This is a genomic window from Candidatus Thiosymbion oneisti, from assembly GCF_004359955.1.
GTDB classification, from domain to species: domain Bacteria; phylum Pseudomonadota; class Gammaproteobacteria; order Chromatiales; family Chromatiaceae; genus Thiosymbion; species Thiosymbion oneisti.
The window spans coordinates 1-16,630 of the sequence record NZ_SMSC01000047.1; the positions used below are offsets into that span (position 1 = coordinate 1).

A 16,630-nucleotide genomic window follows, 5' to 3' on the forward strand; every position below is an offset into this window, starting at 1 on the left:
CACACGGCAAGATGCCAGATGTAGTGCTGCACTATACCGTGAAAAACTGGCTGCTGCTGGTTGAGTCTGTCACCAGCCACGGGCCAGTCGATGCCAAGCGGCACACCGAGCTTGCCGATCTCTTCGCCGGATCGACTGCTGGGCCGGTCTATGTGACCGCCTTTCCGAACCGGGCAATCATGGGCCGTTACCTTGGGGAAATCGCATGGGAAACCGAGGTGTGGGTGGCTGATGCACCGTCCCACCTGATTCACTTCAATGGGGAACACTTTCTTGGTCCGTACAGTACACCCTAACAAGGTGCTACACTGAATAATCCTTCCAGGCGCCTCAAATTTTTCAAAGGTTCTTCCAATTCCAGTGAGCAAAATCCATAGAACCACAAAGGTGTATGTTGCGCACACAAGGGGCTTTACGCTCATCGAGCTCTTGATCGTGATGGCGGTTGTCGGCATCCTCACGGCGCTGGCTTATCCTGCCTATACCGAATCCGTCAGGAGATCCCGGCGGAGTGATGCCGTGATCGGGCTGATGGAAGTGGCCCAGACCCTCGAACGCTGCTATACCCAGTTCGGCGGTGTCTACGATTATGTGGACTGCCCGATCCAATCGACGGTGGAGATTATCTCGTCACAGGGGTTCTACCGGGTTATGCCCACCCTGACCGCTACGACCTATCGTCTGACCGCGACCCCCGTCGCAGATGGCCCACAGGCCGCGGATGCCGGGTGTACTGCTTTCACTCTGACAAATACGGGCGTAAAGACCGCTGTCGGGAGCCTGGGGGATGCTTGTTGGGACTGAGAGGCTGTCTAAAAACTAAGTCATTCTGTGAGAATCTGAGTAATCTGCGGATTGAAAAGATCATGTTCCCAGGAGGATTTATACGCGTTCCCCCCGGAGCCGGAATCGCCCGCGATTCGAACCAGCAATTCAGCCCAACTCGCCGTTCCGCATACACTTAACAGCATGTCCGGAAAGCTCTTCATTCAAACCTACGGCTGCCAGATGAACGAGTACGATTCCGCCCGCCTGGCGGAGGTCCTGGCTGAGTCGCACAGCCTAGAGCGCGTTGATCGACCCGAGGACGCGGATGTGCTGCTGCTCAATACCTGCTCCGTGCGGGAAAAGGCCCAAGAAAAGGTGTTCTCCCAGCTCGGTCGTTGGCGCCCCTGGAAGACGCGCAATCCGGCCTTGGTCATCGGCGTCGGCGGCTGTGTGGCGAGCCAGGAGGGCGCGGCGATCCGCGAGCGGGCACCCTATGTGGATCTGGTGTTCGGCCCCCAGACCTTACACCGGTTACCGCAGATGCTCGAGGCCCTGTGGGATCAGCGTCGGCCCCAGGTGGATGTCTCCTTCCCTGCGATCGAGAAGTTCGATTGCCTGCCTCCACCCCAGGCCCAGGGACCCACGGCCTTTGTCTCGGTGATGGAAGGCTGCTCCAAATACTGCACCTATTGCATCGTGCCCTACACCCGGGGCGAGGAGATCAGTCGTCCCTTCGACGATGTGATCGCAGAGGTCGCGGAGCTTGCGGAGCAAGGGGTGCGGGAGATCAACCTGCTAGGCCAGAACGTGAACGCGTACCGCGGCCCCATGCACGACGGGGAGAACGCCGACCTGGCGCTCTTGATCCGCTACCTGGCCGCCATCCAGGGTATCGACCGCATCCGCTACACCACCTCGCACCCGGCGGCGCTCTCCGATTCCCTGATCGAGGCCTATGCGGAGGTGCCCGAGCTGGTGAGCCACCTGCATCTGCCGGTGCAAAGCGGTTCCGATCCGATCCTGGCGGCCATGAAACGGGGGTATAGGGTTCTCGAGTACAAGTCCAAGATCCGACACCTGCGCCGGGTGCGACCGGATATCGGCATCTCCTCTGACTTCATCGTCGGCTTTCCGGGCGAGACGGAGGAGGACTTCGCCGCCACCTTGGCCTTGGTGGACGAGATCCGATTCGATACCAGCTTCAGCTTCATCTATAGCCGGCGCCCCGGCACCCCCGCCGCGGATTACCCGGATGAAGTTCCCGGCATGGTCAAGCAGGCGCGCCTGGCACGCCTGCAGGAGCGTCTGAACCATCACGCCCAAATCATCGGCCGGCGTATGGTGGGGACCATCCAGCGGGTACTGGTAGAGGGGTCGTCGCGCCGGAAACCGACGGAGCTTGCAGGACGCACCGCCAATAATCGGGTGGTCAACTTTGCGGGCCCGCGGGATCTGATCGGAGATTTTGTGGATTTGACCATTACCCGGGCCCTACCCAACTCACTGCGGGGGGAGCTTATCCGGTGACCCGGAGCTAGGTCGTGTTGACATTTAGAAGGTCCGCACAGCGGACCCTACAGTCAATCAAAGGTTAGTGTAGGGTCCGCTGTGCGGACCGTTCGGATGTTACGACCATTTAATATATAGAAACCCGTCGGTTAGGGTAAATGTCAACAGGACCTAATATGATGATTTCGCCGGTATGAGAGTTAAGAGCATTCGCCACAAAGGGCTTAAGCATCTTTTTGAGCAAGATGATGCCAGTCGTTTGACACCGATGATGGTTCCAAAGATAAGAAACATCTTGGCTGCGTTAACTTTTGCGGATGATTTATCCCAACTAGATATGATGCCTGGCTGGCGCTTGCATCCGCTAACAGGAGATCGACAAGGACAATGGAGTATTACTGTTACCGGAAATTGGCGTTTGGTTTTTGAGGCTGAGGGGGATGAAATTATGAATCTTAATCTCGAAGATTATCATTAAAGAGGGGCTGAGCTATGACTGCACTCAAGATGGGAATGACGCCGCCACATCCGGGGATCTTTCTATATGACGAAGTGGTAAAGCCGCTGAGCTTGACTATAGAGCAGGCCGCAGAAGCGCTCGGCGTTCGTCAGGACACCTTGTCCGCCCTCTTGCAGGGACAAGAGTCGTTAGCGCCGGAAATGGCGCTGCGATTTGAGAAGGTCTTCAGCGTCAACATGGAAATGATGCTGAAGCTGCAAGCGGCCTACGATGCAGCGCAGATGCGTAAGCAAGCAGAAAAACTCGATTTAAGCAGCCTCTTGCAACATCCGGCATCCAAATCGACAGCTGGCTCAGCGATTTTAAGGCCATACTAAAGCAACTTCTCGACCGGACAGGAAGACTTAAGTCCGCTCTCTAATTTGTCCGGAATCCATAGCCTTGTCTACCCAGTTGGAAACCCTCGATCTCGAGCTGCCGGGGGACAATGAGCGGCTGGCCAATCTGGGCGGGCAGCTCGACCAGCATCTGCGTCAGATCGAGTCCCGGTTAGGCATCGAGATCAACAACCGTGGGGCCGTCTTCCGCCTGATCGGTGAGCGTCGGTCGGTCGCTGCCGGGGCCCGGGTATTGCGCGAGCTCTACCGGGTGAGTGCGGATGAGATCCTGACCCCGGAGCGAGTCCATCTCCACCTCCAGGAGTCCGGGGTGGACGCCTTGCTGGACGGCGCGGGGGAGCGGTTGCCGGATGTGGTCATCAAGACTAAGCGCGTCTTGATCCGCGCCCGGGGACCGAATCAGCAGCGCTACCTGCACGCCATCCTGCACAACGACATCAATTTCGGGATCGGTCCCGCCGGTACGGGTAAGACCTATCTGGCGGTGGCCTGTGCGGTGGAGTCCCTGGAATCCGACCGGGTACGCCGCCTAGTGCTAGTGCGCCCGGCGGTGGAGGCGGGCGAGCGGCTCGGCTTCCTACCTGGGGATCTGGCCCAGAAGATCGATCCCTATCTGCGACCCCTCTACGACGCCCTGTACGAGATGCTCGGCTTCGAGAAAGTGAACAAGCTCATCGAGCGCAATGTGATCGAGGTCGCCCCCCTGGCCTATATGCGTGGACGTACCCTGAACGACGCCTTCATCATCCTGGACGAGGCCCAGAACACCACGCCCGAGCAGATGAAGATGTTCCTGACCCGCATCGGTTTCGGCTCCACCGCCGTGGTCACCGGTGACGTCACCCAGGTGGATCTGCCGCGTGGACAAGCCTCCGGGCTGCGCGAGGCGATCGAGATTCTACGCCACGTGGAGGGTATCAGCTTCACCTTCTTCAATGCCCGGGACGTCGTGCGCCACGCCTTGGTGCAGCGCATCGTCGGGGCCTATGATACCTTCGATCGCCGGCATGCTGACACCAGGTAGGTCTGCCCTGTGGGCATGGGGAATGATTGGTAACGACTGTCTTTTATCCGGCAGAGCAGAGAGCAGACGTCCTGCGTCCGTAGATCCGGCCTATCCGTTCCCGTCCCTTTCGTTCGGTAGTGCCTCACGAGCCGAATCCTAGCCCCACTCGCCGGCTCTCCCCCATCAAACGCAGCCTGTGGTTTTCCCGCACGGTGCTTTTCCGGTTGCCTTTACAGATGTCGTTTTCCCTGCCGAACGCGACCGGTTGTTTTCCCAGGCCGGCGTCTACATATTCGGCGGATGAACCTGAACCCAAGGGGGCAGCTATGCTGAAACTGAGTGATATCCTGGTAGCCCATAAGGAGGTCGAGTCCTTCGACACGCTTCTCCCCCTGGTTCAGGAGGTTGCACGCAGTGGGGAACGTTTCTTCCGCATGGACGTAACGCCGCCCTACCCGGATACGCCCGCGGATTGGGAAGACCGGCTGGAGGCCGCATTCAGCGGGCTGATCCGCTAGCGGACATTGCAGCCGCTAGAAAGCACCGTCTTACCTGAGCAAGCAGAAAATCATTAGTGCGAAGAATCCGGGCAGAAACCATGAAGCACTACGATCTAAAGGGTCTCCGGCTCGGGGACACCGCCGCCGAATCGGTCGTCAACTACAGTGCCCAGGAAGCCGCCCTGGAGTCCCACCTGCAAGCCCTGCAGGACCGGCATCGGGAGCTGGTGCAGAGCGCCGGCGCCCCGCAGGACATTGCCGACATCAAGCTGCAGACGGCGCGTACCCTGGTCAATCTGGAGCGGGGCGAAGCGGCCTGGCCACTGGGTCGTGAAGCGCTCGATACCTTCATCCGATTGGAGGACTTCGAATCCGCCGCCGACGCCTGCGATGTCTTATTCCAGTCCGATCAGCCCGACTCCCTGAACGCCCTAGGCCAGGGCATCTGGCTCACGGTTACCTATCCGATGGACCCGGAGCTCTCGGTGGCGCTCTTGACCCATGTGATAAACGAAACACCGGACGACGCAGACGGCGCCGCTGTGGCCGCCACCACCGCCCTGTTTCTTGCCGACATCCGGGCCTCCGGCTCACAACGTGAAAACCTGATGTTCCTGGTCAGCCAAACCCTGGGAACGGTTGCCAGGCGCCACGGCAAGGTGGATAGCCAGGAGGCATTCGATCGCTGGATGGAGCGACTCGAGATCAAGGACCCCGCCAAATTCCTGGTACGCCTCCGCAATGTGGTGGATGTCCTGGTCCAGGACAACTGGTGGTTCGACCGCGAGGTACTCCAGGCCAAGCTGCCGGTGAATTGATATACTGCCACACGGCACAATCTGAGCTTTTGAATTTCCCCCTCACCCCCGCCCTCTCCCGGAGGGAGAGGGAGTGAAATGCGCAGATTGTTCTGTGTGAAAGTATAGCTACCGGTCACCAGCCGCCGGCTACCAGCCTGGTCGAGCATTTCAGCCGCGGGCACCGCGTCCGAGCAATACCCGCGGCGAGAGGCTATTTCGCGCGCGCCCGTGGTCCGTAGACCAGACCGCCGGTTACCTCAATGGTCGTGCCATCGATCGAGTCGTTGGCGATGACGTGCTTGATGGTGCCGGCGAGCTCTTCCGGCTCTACCAAATGGCCGACATGGACGTCTTTGAGGATCGCCTCCAGGGCCGTCTCGTTCATCCCCTTGAGGATTTCCGTGGCGGTGTAGCCCGGTGAGACGCCGACGACCCGGATCGGCAGGTGCTTCAGGTGGAACTCGCCCACCAGGATCTTGGGCCACAGGGTGAGTGCGACCTTGGTAGAGGAATAGTTGAGCTGTCCGATCTGGCCGGTGCTGTTGATCGAGGAGGTGATCAGCAGCAACCCCTCCTTACCACTGTCAGCCATACGCCGGGCGGCCTCTCGCAAGGTAATGAAGGTGCCGATGAGATTGGTGTCGACGACCGCCTTGAACTGTTCGGTGGTCATGAAATTCTTGACCTTGCCGGTGTTCTTGTCGGTGTTGATCATCAGGCTGTCGGCGAAGCGCCCCGCGTTCGCCAGGACCACGTCGAGGGAACCGAAGGTCTCGATCGCCTTATCCATCAGCTTGCTCTGGTCTTCCTCCTTGGTGACGTCGGTCTGCACCGCGATCGCCTCGCCGCCCGCTTCCTTGATCTCCTTGACCGTTTGCTCCAGACGTTCGATACGCCTACCGGCGAGTGCGACCTTGGCCCCGTCCGCGGCCAGGTTTTTGGCAACCGCGGCGCCGATGCCGGTACCGCCGCCCGTGATGACGATTACACTGCCCTTTACGTCCACTCCGTACCTCCTTAGGTTTTTTTATGGTGGAAAAAAGCTTCCTGCAGGAATAGCACCCAGGATAGCGAGAAGATTCCAAACCTGCAGTTTGCGCCTAAAGATTATCAGATCGCAGATCTTCTGCAATAAGAGCTCACAACCTGGTCCTGTTGCAGCTCAGTCGGCACTGTAGTATAAATGAACGCTTATTTCGAGCCTCTATTCCTATATGACACCTTCGCATTCCATGCTGCGCATGAGTCATTATATGAATAATTCGCTTGATTAGAATATTACCAATAACTCTAATTAGGAGGAATCCTATGGCGGACTGGACCGAACAGGCCGAACAAATGTTGAAGACCTGGACCGAGGCGCAGAAGAATGTCTGGGACAGTTGGCAAGATCTCGCCGGTCGCGCCGTGGGTGCCCAACCGAAACCACAAGCCTTTGCGATGAATCCCATGGAATGGTTTCAGCAATCGATGTCGCTGTGGACGGACCCGGCCGGGGTTGCGCGGGATGCCGGCCGCCAGGTCTTCGGCAGCCAGTTCTCGATGATGCGCAACCTGGAGTTGCTGACCCGTGCCTGGCAGTTGGTCGCCCCCAAGCTCGATGCCGGTCGGGATTGGCGGTCTCCGCTCTCGGGGTTCACGACCGACTGGTTTCAACAGCTCACCGGGGCGTCCGGTGACATGCTCGAGATGTCTAAGGACACCCAGGCCCTCTGGCAATCCTACCTGAGCGAGTGGGGCCCCTTGCTGAAACCCTGGCTCTCGTCGGCGCTCGAGGCGACCGGCAGTGGGCATTTGGGTGAAATGATGCTGGGAGGATCGACGGGGTTGGGCCGCTTACTCACGATGGGGCAGGACGACTTCCAGACCGGGCCTTTTGTCGGGTTTGCCGAGATTCCCAGTATCGGCGTCACTCGCGAACACCAAGCGAAGATCCTGCGGGCCTTCGATGCCTTCGTCGATCTGCGCAAGGTCATGCTCGAGTTCAATAGGATGACGACCGGGGCCCTGAGTAAAGCGGTGGAGGCCGTGATGGAGGCCCTGGCGGAGAAGAGCAAACAGGGCGAGAAGATCCGGAGCGTGCGCGACCTGAATCGCCTGTGGCTCGAGTCCGCCGACAAGGTCTTCACCGAGATGTACGCATCCGAGGAATATCTGAAGGCGCAGCGCGAATTGTCAGCGGCCGGCATGTCCTACAAGCTCATGCAGCAAACGGTGGTCGAGATGGTCCTGAAGGGCCTGAACCTGCCGACCCGCAGCGAGCTCGACGATGCCTACAAGACGCTGTACGAATTGCGCAAAGAGGTCAAGGCGTTGAAAAAGGCCATGCACGAGCAGACCAAGCCGGCTATGGAAGCCAAGGCGGAAACCAAGCCGACGGCACAGAATGCGATCAAACAGGTAGAAACGCAAAAGACAGCGAAGAAGGCACCGGTCCGCAAGAAGCCGGCAGCGCGTGTGGAACCCGCTGTTTGAGTCGTGCCCTTCCGAACGCAATTCCTATCTTTTGGAGAAAATCCATGCTGTCACTACCCATCGATATCCAGCCCAAGGATGCCGTCAAAGAGATCAAGGAGATCAACGACAAGATCACCAAGGGCCTCGAATTCCTCAGCAGTCTCAAGGATGAGGACGTGGACATCGGCACCGCGCCCAAGGAGACCGTGTACACGGAAGACAAGCTCAAGCTCTATCATTACCTGCCGACCCAAGACGACCTGCTCGAAACCCCGTTGCTCATTGTCTATGCCCTGGTCAACCGCTACCTGGTGGCCGATCTCCAGGAAGACCGTTCCCTGGTGCGCAACCTGGTCAAGGAGGGACTGGATACCTACTTGATCGAGTGGGGCGATCCCGCACCGGCGGACAAGTACCTCACCGTGGACGACTATGTGAACGGCTATGTGGATAATTGCGTCGATTTCCTGCGTGAGCGGCACGGGGTCGACAAGATCAATGTTCTCGGGATCTGCCAGGGCGGCACCCTCGCCACCTGCTATGCGGCGCTGCACCCGGACAAGGTGGCAAACCTGATCCTGACCGTGACCCCGATCGATTTTCATCCCGGCTGGGATAAGCAGAATCCGGAGGTCGGACTGCTCTTCAATTGGGGCAAAGGCGTGGATGTGGAGCTGATGGTCGATGCCTACGGCAACGTGCCTGCGGATGTCCTCAACTTCACCTTCCTCCTGGTCAAGCCCTTCGCGCTCAATTTCGGCAAGTACCACGACATGCTGGACATCTTGGACAACGAGAAGGCGATGATGAACTTCCTGCGCATGGAGAAGTGGTTGTTCGATGGTCCGGATGCAGCCGGTGAGGCCTACCGGGAGTTCGTGCGGGATTTCATGCGGGACAACCAGCTGGTCAAGAACGAGAAGATGATCGGCGACCGCCTCGTCGACCTGGGTAATCTTACCATGCCGATCCTCAACTGCTATGCGACGGCCGACCACCTGGTGCCACCGCACTGTTCAAAGATACTCGGGGAGAAGGCGGGGACCGATGACTACACGGAAATGGCCATCCCCTCCGGCCACATCGGCATCTATGTCGGCGGCAAGTCGCAGAAAATGCTGGCGCCGGGCGTTGCCAAATGGCTGCGGGAGCGGGCTTGACACGTAGCGGTACCATTTGAATCCGCAGATTACGCAGATTATTACATTGTCATAGAAATGAAGACATCTGCGATAATCTGCGCAATCTGCGGATAAAAGATTGCCGTTCGACCGTGGAAAACTGGTACTAAAAACAGCCAACTCAGCGGACGAATTTTCCGTGGCAATTCTGTCGGCTCAATGTTAGTAGTTGAGAACACAGGTTAGCGGAAGAACGGCTCAACACCGCGAGGACAGGCTATGAAACACGAATATACGGCTATTATTAAGGAAGAAGATAATTGGTGGATAGGTTGGATTGAAGAAGTCCCTGGAGTGAATTGTCAGGAAAAGACCTATGATGAATTAAAAAATACGTTGGAGGTTACTCTTAAAGAGGCGTTAGAGTTTAATCGGCAAGATGCTTTAGTAGCAGCAGGTATCGGATATATGGAAGAAAAAATCGCAGTATAAAAAGAAAGGAATTCCTGAAATACCTCCGCAGCCAGGGATGCGAATTGTTGAGGGAAGGAAGGAAACATTCATGGTGGTTCAACCCGGAGTTAAACAAGCGTTCTGCAATCCCAAGACATTCAGAAGTTAAAGATACAGTGGTAAAGAAGATATGTAAGGACCTTGGCGTAGAATCAGTCAGATAGCCGCTAACAAACGCTTGCAGGGCATAGAAAGAATATCCATCTTGTGACACACCCGGCAAGAGCTGGCCGATGTGCACAAATTTATCATCTCCATTGCTTCGAATTAGGATACGATAGTAACGAAGATGGCATTTACTTGAAAGTATTTTATTTTGGCAACAAGAAATTTCAATCCGACTACAAGTAAATTGGGATAATGATTATGTTTAACCGACACGCTTTCTTACTTATCTGGTTTGTTGGAATGTTAAATGCTATTCCGACACTGGCACAGGAACGCGTTGCCTTAATCATCGGTAATGCCAATTACAAAACAGCACCTCTTAAAACCCCCTTGAATGATGCAGGTGAAATCGCACGCTATCTTAGCGACCATGGTTACGATGTCATCAAGGAACTTGATGCGGACGTAACAAAAATGGATAATAGCATCAGGAAGTTCATTACCCAGCTCAACAATTCAAAGCTGGGAGTTTTCTTTTATGCCGGCCATGGGATACAAAATGATGGAGAAAACTACTTGATGCCAATAGGTTCGCTTGAATCAGCGAAAAACAAACGCAGTTTGAAGCGGCAAGCCATCAACGCTAACGACGTCATGCGGGACATTAAGGCTTCTAGCCGCGGGCCTGTGATATTCATCCTGGATGCCTGTCGGAATGACCCGCTTAGTGACAAACTTATACAAGGAAGAGGGCGTGATGGAAGACCAGTTGTGGGACTTGCTCCTTTTGATCGTTTAGCCAATGCCTTTATTGCTTATTCAACGGCGCCGGACTCCGTGGCAAAGGATTATCTGACTCTAGACGATACTCACAGTCCATATGCCACAGCCCTTCTGGAAGCGTTAAAAGAATCTGAGCCAATGGAAATCATGTTCCGCAATATCAATGCTAAAGTGCGCAAGATGACCAACGGGGAGCAGCAACCCGGCTATTACTCGGAATTATCTAAGTCCGTATTTATTGTCGGCAAACCAAGCTCCCCACCACCACCTCCTGAAAACCCGCTACGCTTTGTTGGTTCTAGTACGGTAGGAGAGCAATTGCTGCCCAAGCTGTTAGAGGAGTACTTGATGCAAAGACGTAACGCAACTGGGATAAAATGGAAAGACGGCGAACGTACTGATGAATATCATACACAATTTATGACGATTACGTCCGCTTCCTCAGGAACACCCAATAACTTTATGGTGAAGGTGACGGGATCGGGCAAAGGGTTTGGCGCAGCCATCATTGGTGAGGCTGAAGTAGTCATGTCCTCGCGCCAAATCGAAAAGGAGGAGTATTCGGATTTGATTGAACGCTACAGCGCGGTGAGGGAACATGTTATCGCACTGGACGGAATTAAGGTAATTGTTCATCCCGACAATCCAGTAAACTCACTTACTCGGGAACAGATTCAACAACTCTTTCGAGGGAAAATCACCTGGGACCAAGTCGGCGGGAAAGCGATGGGCATTAAGCCATGCGTGCGTGTAAGCGGTGCTGGAACACGTGACGTATTCGATGATAGAGTGATGGAAGGTAAACGTTACTCGTTCACTGCAGTTGAAAACCTAACTAATACCAGTGTGAGAGACTGTGTGCTTGAAAATGTTGACCGAATCGGTTATGTGGGCCATGCCTATAGTGGAAAGGCAAAGGTGATAAACCTTTGGGAGTGTGCATTTCTCTACCGACCTGAACCATTACCTATTAAGACGGAAGAGTATCCCCTCAGTCGCCGCCTCTATCTCTATACCTTACCTGCCAATGGAGAAAATACTGCTTTCATTAAAGACTTCATTAATTTTGCGAAATCGCCGGAAGGTCAAACAATTGTCAGCCAGAAAGATTTTGTCGATCTTAATGGGAAAAGGGCTGGCAGGTTCTTAGGAGGCATCGTGCAGCAACGCTTGCGCTTAGCTCCAATGCTCGCCGAGGAATCTGAATTTCTGATGGATATGAATAGGCTTGCCATGCGCGGTGAACGCCTATCGTTTACCTTCCGGTTCAGGTCTGGTTCCTCAGATCTCGATTATCGGGCAAAGGACGACGTGAAACGTTTGATTTCTTATTACAATCAATTCTGGCAAAATCACCATCTGTTTCTGTTGGGATTCGCTGATTTTGAAGGACCAGCGGAGAGAAACAGGAGATTATCCTTGGATCGAGCCAGTAAGGTAGCGCAGTTTATCGAAAAAGATATGGGACAGAATATGAGAGAGCGTAATCTGCTGGATGTTAGGGGATTTGGAGAAAGTTTTCCGATTGCTTGCAATAATTGGGAAAGAGGGAGGAATAACAACCGGCGTGTGGAAGTTTGGGTTTCGCCAGATTAAATGAGTTGTTCTTCAGACTAGTCTCCGGTTTTTGTTTCCGTTTTTTACAGGCTACCGATTTGCGGTTGCCCTTTTCTAACTCTTATCACCTCTATTCTGATCGCCATCATATTCGGCATCCTCTTTTCTTACTTTGCAAACACCAATAAGATCCATAAGTATCTCAGGGATAAAAATATAACGCGAGAAACCTCGTATTCATCGGAGTGGTCCGGTTCATTCTTGGATAACGTAACATTCGTAGTTTTGCATTTCGACGATGAAAGGCGATTATACGGGTGGCCGATCGAATGGCCATCGGACCCGGAACAGGGACATTTTTTTATAGCCGATCCCGCATGGATCCATGAAAATGGAAAAGAAGAAAGAATACCTGGAGTCAAAAGCATTTTAGTGGATACTAAAGGTATAAAGTGGGTTGAATTCCTCGAAAACACTTGGGAGAAAGAGGATGAGTAAAAAACAGTCGAATCCTCCACCACCGAAAAATGTAAGACCGGAACCACCACCGCCGCCGCCACCAGCACCTCGTCAGTATGATATTCAGTATGATGGAGCTAACCCTCCGCCGCCAAAAAATGTAAGGCCGGCACCCCCGCCACCACCGCCTCAAAAGAAGAATGGCTGATAAGATCAATTGGTATCCAGGAAGGAAATCCGGAAATAGATTACAGTTGGCATGAAAGAAACCTGATGAGGTGAAACGTGCGATTTACGCTCGAAACAGAACAGGAAACGGACGGACGATGGATTGCCGAGGTACTCGAAATTCCCGGCGTAATGAAATATGGCAAGACGCGGGAAGAGGCCATCGCACAAGCCGAATCCCTTGCCCTTCGCGTGTTGGCGGAACGTATCGAAGCATGAGTATGCAATGAATATTTGGGATGCCGATAAGCTGGTCTTGTTTATTGCCTTTGTGATTCCAGGCTTTATATCCATAAAAACATACGACCTCCTCGTGCCATCAGAACGAAGAGAAGTTGGAAAATCCCTGGTAGATGTGGTTGCATATAGCTGTATAAATTATTCGTTGCTGTTATGGTTGATAGTGCTGGATTATAAATACCAATGGGGAAGCAACTATCCAGCTTGGCACATTCTGTTAGTTTTCCTTTGGTTGCGGAAACAGAAGTTTTTCAAAAAATATGCGCCTCATCCAATAGCGAAACCTTGGGATCGCGTCTTCAGAAACGGCCAGTCTTACTGGATTATTATTGAGCTGACTGGCGGTGAGATAATAGGCGGTATGTACGATACAAAGTCATTCGCGTCTTCTTATCCGGCTGAAGAACAATTATATCTTCAGCAATTATGGGAAATTGGAGGAAATGACAAATTTGTCAGGCCACTCGAAAGATCCCATGGCGCCATAATCTCGGCCAGCGCGATCAAACTCATCCGCTTTTATCAATGAATCTGGAGTGATTGACATGAGTGACAAGAATATTCCGCTTCGTGATGGTTATCAGCCAGTGCATGATAAGGGCCACCAACCAATAGAGGGAAATATAGAGGGAAATTTAGATCCCAGTAATCCACCTGGTGATAATACGAAATCTGCAAATCGGAATAGTGGACAATCCGGAGACTCAAGTCACGACTCCTGACGGAATGCTGCACGCGGATCCGGCAAAGCGGCGCGGTTTCCCGTTATCGCTCCAGCGGACCGTGCCTTTCTGGCTGATATATTAGTTGGTGTTGGTCTAGCTGGTCCCTTATTGATGCTGGAGCGTGGGAGCCAGGGGTAATCTCACGGAATTTGACCGTTTGTCAGGTAGAAACGCTGGCAATCATCCTAGAAGGTTATGGGATCGACCCTATGGACGCGGTACATTTGGCGCTTGCATCAACAGCAAAGGTAGATTTCTTTGCGACATGCGACGATCGACTTCTGCGGAAAGCCAAAGCAGTAACCGGCCTTGGCTGCGAAGTTATTTCTGTACTCGGTGTCGTATCGGAGGTTTTGAGATGACAATACACGTTTAACCCATTTCCGAAGTAACTCAGCACGCTACGAATGTTCTCATCAGTAGAGATCGGTGTCGTTGACACAATTCGATTCCTGAGCCAGTTCAGAGCCGGCACGAGGAACTACACTGAAGAACGCGAGCAGCTTTTCAAGGGCATGTCCGTGAAAGACATAATCGCCGATATCAAGTCGCAGCGGAAAAGCGTCTAACGAGTTGCCGAATATCAAAAAAGACAGGAAGAAAACGTACAATCAATTATGGGCCAGCAAGGCAATCTTCCGGATTTTGAAAAAATAAAAACAGGGGCATTTACCTTTTCAGTCGGTCGCGACCTCGATTAACACATAGCCCCGTTGAAGCAAATCGTTTGTTTCTTCGTCATCGTGTAAAATAATGGAAGGCTCCTCGCGCTCTTCCCACACTCCAGCGTGGGAACGTCGTCTTGTCCACTCCCGTGGACGCAGCTCCTCTGTGCTGATAGGCGTTGGCTGTGGCCTACCGAGACGCTTAATTGATGCTGGAGCGTGGGGAGCTAGTCGATAATCAATGGGTTAGTTTTTAGACAGCCTCTAAGAAAGCTTCGAATCCTCCACCATCAAAAACCGAGTGCCCGGAACAGGGATACACCGGTAATATCGACCGCGATAACCTGTTGGAATCGGAAAAGCCGTAAGGACGTGCTGTTGCGGTCCCGCGTCCGTGAGCGGCTGGAGAGTCGTTCGCCGACAATAACAATTAACTACCACCCTGGAGATTCAAGATGGCAACTAAGCGGTTCAATCGTGGTGTCGCACTGGTCGGGGCGGGCATGAGTAATTTCGGGGCCTTCCCCGGAAAGACCACCCGCGACCTGTTTGTCGAGGCCTTCAAAGACATGCGCGCATCGGTGGACAAGGGTTTTGACCCCAAGGACATCGAGGAGTGTTACTTCGGTAACTACAGTAGCAGCCAATTCGAGGGGCAATGCTTCACCGCCCCCTTTATCGCCAACGCGGTGGGGATGAATCCAAAACCTGCGATTCGCACCGAGAACGCCTGTGCCAGCGGCGGGAGCGCCATCCGTCTGGGTTGGATGGCGATCGCCTCCGGGATTGCCGACATGGTGCTGGTGGGCGGCTATGAGAAGGAGACCGATCAGCCGACCGAGAAGGTCACCGAGATCCTGGCCACGGCCAGCGACAACCTGTACGAGAACGTGGCGGGTTTCACCTTTCCCGGCCTGTACGCCGCCCTGGCGACCGCCTATATGGACCGCTACGGCGCTACCGGTGAGACCATGATGAAGGTGGCGTTGCAGAACCACGAGAACGGCGCCCTCAACGCCAAGGCCCAGTTCGGCAAGCGGATCGGCGACTTCATCAAGATGAAGCAGAAGAGCGCGGAGAAAAAGGGCAAGCCGATCCCCCAGTGGGATGATGAGATGGCCTTCCTGCGCGACCCGCGCGCCAATCCGGTTATCTCCTGGCCCATGCGCCTGTTCGACTGTTCCCCGGTCTCCGATGGCGCGGCGGCGCTCCTGCTGGTGGCGGAAGACATGGCCCACAACTTCACCGACAAGCCCGTCCATCTCATCGGCAATGGCATTGCCTCCGGGGTGCCCATGCACGACCGTACCGATCTGACTACGATCGAGCCGGCGGTCCTAGCCGGTCAGACCGCCTACGAGATGGCTGGCAAGTCGCCGAAAGACATCCAGGTCTGCGAGGTCCATGACTGCTTCACTATGACCCAGGTGATCGCCACCGAGGACCTGGGTTTCTTCGACCCCGGTGCGGGCTGGAAGGCCCTGGAAGAAGGTCGGACCGCCCGTGACGGCGACCGCCCCATCAATACCTCCGGTGGGCTCAAATCCAAAGGCCATCCGGTGGGTGCCTCGGGGGTCGGGCAGGTCATCGAAATCTGGAAGCAACTGCGCGGCGAGGCGGGCGAGCGCCAGCTACCGGGCGAGCCGACCCTCGGCCTGACCCACAACCTGGGGGGCAGCGGTCAGGTGTGCGTCGTCAACATTTTCGAGCGGAGATAAGACCATGAGCAAAGATTTCTACAATGCGGCCGGTTTCTACGAATTCGTCGATGAGAAGAAGCTCATGGGCACCAAGTGTAAGTCCTGTGGTGAGCTCTTCTTACCGCCGCGTCCCGTCTGCTCCACCTGTCACAGCGAGAAGATGGAGTGGACGGAGATGAGTGGAAAAGGCAAGCTGGAGGCCTTTACCGTAACCCTCTATGGACCGACCCGTATGGTGGAAGCGGGCTACGGCCCGAAGAATCCCTATTGCGTCGGCGTCGTGCGCCTGGACGAGGGCCCGGCAATCAGCGCCCAGATCTTAGGGCTAGACCTCACCAAACCCGATGCGATCAAGATCGGCACCCCCATGGGGCTGACCTTCATCGACCGGACGGAAGGAGAAAAGAAGAACACCTACATCGGGTTCAAGGCCACTTAACGTAAGCTGGTAGGCTGAGGCAAGGGACGAGACCCAGCACACCAGGTTTGCCCTTAAAAGCTAGATTGGCTTGCTGGGTTTCGTTCCTCAATCCAGCCTACTTCTGAACGGGCCGGTATCCACCGGCCCGTTTATGCGTTACCAGCCATTACGGCAGCACCATTTAGCACAAAGAGCAAGCACGAATGGTTTCC

Annotated in this window: 20 protein-coding genes; 19 read left to right on the top strand and 1 reads right to left on the bottom strand. The window is 54.6% G+C overall.

Annotated elements, in window-relative coordinates:
- From E1958_RS18525 to E1958_RS18560, 8 genes are all read left to right on the top strand, one after another.
- On the top strand, positions 1–296 hold a 296-nt coding region (locus E1958_RS18525; protein WP_279512453.1), incomplete at its 5' end, for a BsuBI/PstI family type II restriction endonuclease.
- A 91-nt stretch (positions 297–387) separates the two neighbouring features.
- The gene (locus E1958_RS18530; RefSeq protein ID WP_207787848.1) at positions 388–804 is read left to right on the top strand and encodes a type IV pilin protein; all 417 of its coding nucleotides are present in this window, start codon (positions 388–390) and stop codon (positions 802–804) included.
- 165 nt (positions 805–969) lie between these two features.
- On the top strand, positions 970–2,295 hold the full coding sequence (miaB, locus tag E1958_RS18535; protein WP_133513189.1) for a tRNA (N6-isopentenyl adenosine(37)-C2)-methylthiotransferase MiaB: 1,326 nt from the start codon (positions 970–972) through the stop codon (positions 2,293–2,295).
- 175 nt (positions 2,296–2,470) lie between these two features.
- Positions 2,471–2,755, top strand: a complete 285-nt coding sequence (locus E1958_RS18540) for a type II toxin-antitoxin system RelE/ParE family toxin (RefSeq protein WP_133513190.1) — start codon at positions 2,471–2,473, stop codon at positions 2,753–2,755.
- A gap of 14 nt (positions 2,756–2,769) precedes the next feature.
- Positions 2,770–3,114, top strand: coding sequence for a HigA family addiction module antitoxin (locus E1958_RS18545; RefSeq protein ID WP_207787847.1), 345 nt, complete (start codon positions 2,770–2,772; stop codon positions 3,112–3,114).
- A 64-nt stretch (positions 3,115–3,178) separates the two neighbouring features.
- Positions 3,179–4,159: a PhoH family protein gene (locus E1958_RS18550; RefSeq protein ID WP_133513191.1), complete on the top strand. Its 981-nt coding sequence runs from the start codon at positions 3,179–3,181 to the stop codon at positions 4,157–4,159.
- A gap of 308 nt (positions 4,160–4,467) precedes the next feature.
- A complete protein-coding gene (locus E1958_RS18555) occupies positions 4,468–4,659 on the top strand; it encodes a sulfur relay protein DsrC (protein ID WP_133513192.1) in 192 nt (63 codons plus the stop codon).
- 80 nt (positions 4,660–4,739) lie between these two features.
- Positions 4,740–5,459 (top strand): hypothetical protein, encoded by a 720-nt coding sequence (locus tag E1958_RS18560; protein WP_133513193.1) that lies wholly within the window; start codon positions 4,740–4,742, stop codon positions 5,457–5,459.
- 193 nt (positions 5,460–5,652) lie between these two features.
- Here E1958_RS18560 and E1958_RS18565 read toward each other — a convergent pair whose 3' ends face one another.
- The gene (locus E1958_RS18565; RefSeq protein ID WP_089724657.1) at positions 5,653–6,447 is read right to left on the bottom strand and encodes an SDR family NAD(P)-dependent oxidoreductase; all 795 of its coding nucleotides are present in this window, start codon (positions 6,445–6,447) and stop codon (positions 5,653–5,655) included.
- A gap of 302 nt (positions 6,448–6,749) precedes the next feature.
- Here E1958_RS18565 and phaE point away from each other — a divergent pair, with 302 nt between their 5' ends.
- The 11 genes from phaE to E1958_RS18620 all read left to right on the top strand — a co-directional run bounded on the left by phaE (position 6,750) and on the right by E1958_RS18620 (position 16,436).
- The gene (gene phaE, locus E1958_RS18570; protein WP_133513194.1) at positions 6,750–7,916 is read left to right on the top strand and encodes a class III poly(R)-hydroxyalkanoic acid synthase subunit PhaE; all 1,167 of its coding nucleotides are present in this window, start codon (positions 6,750–6,752) and stop codon (positions 7,914–7,916) included.
- A gap of 44 nt (positions 7,917–7,960) precedes the next feature.
- A complete protein-coding gene (gene phaC, locus E1958_RS18575) occupies positions 7,961–9,058 on the top strand; it encodes a class III poly(R)-hydroxyalkanoic acid synthase subunit PhaC (protein WP_133513195.1) in 1,098 nt (365 codons plus the stop codon).
- Between the two features lie 240 nt (positions 9,059–9,298).
- Entirely contained in the window at positions 9,299–9,511 is a 213-nt protein-coding gene (locus tag E1958_RS18580) for a type II toxin-antitoxin system HicB family antitoxin (protein WP_133513196.1), read from the top strand.
- Between the two features lie 14 nt (positions 9,512–9,525).
- The gene (locus E1958_RS18585) at positions 9,526–9,696 is read left to right on the top strand and encodes a type II toxin-antitoxin system HicA family toxin (RefSeq protein WP_207787849.1); all 171 of its coding nucleotides are present in this window, start codon (positions 9,526–9,528) and stop codon (positions 9,694–9,696) included.
- Positions 9,697–9,898: 202 nt separating this feature from the next.
- Positions 9,899–12,019, top strand: a complete 2,121-nt coding sequence (locus tag E1958_RS18590) for a caspase family protein (protein WP_165742071.1) — start codon at positions 9,899–9,901, stop codon at positions 12,017–12,019.
- A gap of 84 nt (positions 12,020–12,103) precedes the next feature.
- Positions 12,104–12,478 (top strand): DUF6338 family protein, encoded by a 375-nt coding sequence (locus E1958_RS22185; protein WP_424945096.1) that lies wholly within the window; start codon positions 12,104–12,106, stop codon positions 12,476–12,478.
- A gap of 246 nt (positions 12,479–12,724) precedes the next feature.
- A complete protein-coding gene (locus E1958_RS18595) occupies positions 12,725–12,886 on the top strand; it encodes a type II toxin-antitoxin system HicB family antitoxin (RefSeq protein ID WP_089724647.1) in 162 nt (53 codons plus the stop codon).
- 7 nt (positions 12,887–12,893) lie between these two features.
- On the top strand, positions 12,894–13,436 hold the full coding sequence (locus tag E1958_RS18600; RefSeq protein ID WP_089724645.1) for a DUF6338 family protein: 543 nt from the start codon (positions 12,894–12,896) through the stop codon (positions 13,434–13,436).
- A gap of 345 nt (positions 13,437–13,781) precedes the next feature.
- Positions 13,782–13,994 carry a PIN domain-containing protein gene (locus tag E1958_RS22190; RefSeq protein WP_165742069.1) on the top strand — a complete coding sequence of 71 codons (213 nt, stop codon included), beginning with the start codon at positions 13,782–13,784 and terminating at the stop codon, positions 13,992–13,994.
- A 758-nt stretch (positions 13,995–14,752) separates the two neighbouring features.
- Complete coding sequence (locus tag E1958_RS18615) at positions 14,753–16,015, top strand: thiolase C-terminal domain-containing protein (protein WP_133513198.1); 1,263 nt, start codon at positions 14,753–14,755, stop codon at positions 16,013–16,015.
- A gap of 4 nt (positions 16,016–16,019) precedes the next feature.
- Complete coding sequence (locus tag E1958_RS18620; protein WP_133513199.1) at positions 16,020–16,436, top strand: Zn-ribbon domain-containing OB-fold protein; 417 nt, start codon at positions 16,020–16,022, stop codon at positions 16,434–16,436.
- Positions 16,437–16,630: the final 194 nt, after the last annotated feature.